This window comes from Streptococcus sp., assembly GCF_019414905.1.
Taxonomy (GTDB): Bacteria; Bacillota; Bacilli; order Lactobacillales; family Streptococcaceae; genus Streptococcus.
Window position 1 is genome coordinate 1 of sequence record NZ_DXLC01000196.1, and the last position, 2,834, is coordinate 2,834.

2 protein-coding genes and 1 pseudogene are annotated in these 2,834 nt (G+C 37.2%); all 3 read right to left on the reverse strand.

Annotated elements, in window-relative coordinates; genetic code table 11:
• Nucleotides 1-121: 121 nt before the first annotated feature.
• Entirely contained in the window at nt 122-337 is a 216-nt protein-coding gene (locus QZ359_RS05895; RefSeq protein ID WP_001130036.1) for a hypothetical protein, read from the reverse strand.
• Between the two features lie 829 nt (nt 338-1,166).
• Entirely contained in the window at nt 1,167-2,417 is a 1,251-nt protein-coding gene (ilvA, locus tag QZ359_RS05900) for a threonine ammonia-lyase IlvA (protein WP_261082993.1), read from the reverse strand.
• A 114-nt stretch (nt 2,418-2,531) separates the two neighbouring features.
• A pseudogene (locus tag QZ359_RS05905) lies at nt 2,532-2,834 on the reverse strand (ketol-acid reductoisomerase); the annotation flags it as partial.

Sequence of the window (2,834 nt, forward strand, 5' to 3'; positions counted from 1 at the left end):
TACAACCTCAAAGCAGTGCTTTGAGCAGCCTACGGCTAGCTTCCTAGTTTGCTCTTTGATTTTCATTGAGTATCAAAATGAAAAGGCAGACCTTATTCAAGAATCCGCCATTATCCAAAGATTAATCTTCAAATTTTTCATGATTTTTTTCATAGAAATCAATTAAACCTAGAGCTGTTTCAAATGAAATATTTTTTACTTTTGCACGACCCTGCGCTAGAGCAATGATAGACATTTCACGCGCATTCGTTTCTTTAGAGATACGGTAGCCTGTGATTTTCTTATCACGAACCCAGCCAACAACTGATTCTACTTTTTCAAAGTTTGACTTAGCCATGTTCTTCTCCTATTTTCTTCTTTACGTTATATTATTCTATACGTTTTTATGTCTTTTGTCAATAAAAAAACATATATTCAATAAAATAAATGATCCAGAATCTTCTTACTTCCTTTTAAAGTCGATAATATATAGGTTTTTGCTTACTATAACCCATTAGTATGCTCCTAAAAAACAATTGCATTATTAAACTTTAAACTTGTAAAAATATTCATGTATACTGAATGCCAGTTTCTCAATAGGATAGACAGGATTTACTATTTCATTCTATATATTCCTTTTAAATCAACAAGTCCACTAAAGATAGTCTTTCACCCCACACTATCTCTAAACCATTCCGTTTTCTTTCTCCTTCTTTGGTTCCTTTCCTGTCCTTATCTATATCTTATTTATTTCACAACCGGTACTACTTACTTTGTCCAATCTTGCACCTTCTGATTACATACCCGCTTTCCAGCTAGTCATTTGAAAACAGCAGCACTTGCTGTTTCATGTCTAGCACTATTGTTTATCTCACGAGTTTTTTCAGCCGACTCACCTAGCAACCATCTCACAAACATTGATTATTTTTTCTGATTCCTATTATATTTATTGAAAGTTCAAATTAGGGATCTATACAATTGGGGATTTCAAAAAATTTCCTTATATATAGTAAGTAATTCTGTCGCCTCAATATAAACAGAATCAAAAATAATAGGTGCTATAGTGAGTTGTAGTAGAAATAGCACGATAGATTTCCTAAGTCCATAGGAATCGCCCCCTTTCTTCACCCTCATTATAACACCTATACATCAGTTGTGCAAATAATATGATATTTTTTTATTAGTCCTCAGACAAGCATATTATAGAGCGTTTCATTACCATTTAAGTTAATATAAGCTGGATCAAAACCTTCCATTCGACGAATCAATCCTGCATAATCATGCTTATCTGCCAAAGCGATCCCAATCAATACTGGGCCTGTCCCCTTGCTAGCTCGTTTGATATACTCAAAACGTGTGATATCATCATTTGGCCCCAAGATATCATTTACAAACTCACGCAAAGCCCCCGGACGCTGTGGAAAATTAACCACAAAGTAATGCTTGATCCCATCATAAATCAAGGCACGCTCTTCCATTTCCGGCATACGGTTGATATCATTATTTCCTCCAGAAATGATACAACAAATGGTTTTCCCCTTGATATATTCAGCCAAAACCTCTAAAGAAGCGATACTAGCTGCTCCAGCAGGTTCTGCTACAATCCCTTGCTTAGAGTAGAGGTCAATCAAGGTTTCAGAAATCAATCCCTCATCGACACCTACCAAAGTTTGAACATGTTGACGAGTTGCTTCATAGGTCAATTGACCTACCTTCTGTACAGCAATCCCATCCGCAAATTTGTCAATTTCTTTGAGTTTGACTGGACCACCAGCTTCAAAAGCAGCCTTCATGGAACGCGCTCCATTAGCCTCTACCCCAATGACTTCAATTTCTGGACTTGTTTCCTTGATATAAGTTGAAACCCCAGCAATGAGACCGCCACCTCCAACAGGAACCAAGACAGCATCAAAATTAATCGATTCTTTTCGAGCTTCTTCTAAAATCTCATAAGCGACGGTTCCTTGACCTGCTTGAACATGAGCATCATCAAAGGGATCAATAAAGGTACGATTTTCAGAGACTGTAAATTCTTGAGCTGCTTTAGCTGAAGCATCAAAGGTATCTCCAACTAGTTTAATGGTCACGAAATCCCCACCAAAAAAGCGAACTTGACTAATCTTTTGTTGCGGAGTAGTAATTGGCATAAAAATAGTAGCAGGAATTTTCATTTCATTACAGGTATAGGCTACTCCCTGCGCATGATTTCCCGCAGAGGCACAGACTACCCCACGCTCACGCTCTTCCTTGCTGAGCTGAGAAATAGCATAATAGGCACCACGAATTTTAAAAGAACGAACACGTTGGGCATTTTCCTTTTTCAAATAAATCTTAGCACCATACTTCTCCGATAAATAATGGTCATAATCAAGCGGTGTATTAACGACCACACCATTCAAAACCTTATGAGCCTTGATTATATCTTTTGAACTTAACATCATTTTCTCCTAGACTATTTCATACTTATCGCAATCCATCCTCTTAAAAGTGAGATGAATTGATTATAAAAGCGAGTTAGTCCCCCAACTCGCCTTCACCTTAATTTCTATCCATTAGTTATAGATTTTGAATGCATCATCATCGTTTTTACCAACGAATGGCATTGCTTTACGCAATTCTGCACCAACTTTTTCAATTTCAAGGTTCGCTGCTTGTTCACGGTAAGCAGTCAATTTTGGACGTCCAGCTTTATAGTCGTTTACAAAGTCATTTGCAAATTTACCATTTTGGATATCTGCCAAGACAGCTTTCATGTTTTCTTTAACTTGCTCAGTGATTACACGTGGACCTGATACATAGTCACCGTACTCAGCAGTGTTTGAAATTGATTGACGCATTTTCTTGAATCCACCTTC

Bases quoted from the DNA above. Each gene is read 5' to 3' on its own strand.
- QZ359_RS05895 (WP_001130036.1), bottom strand. From the start codon at position 337: ATGGCTAAGTCAAACTTTGAAAAAGTAGAATCAGTTGTTGGCTGGGTT.
- ilvA (WP_261082993.1), bottom strand. From the start codon at position 2,417: ATGTTAAGTTCAAAAGATATAATCAAGGCTCATAAGGTTTTGAATGGT.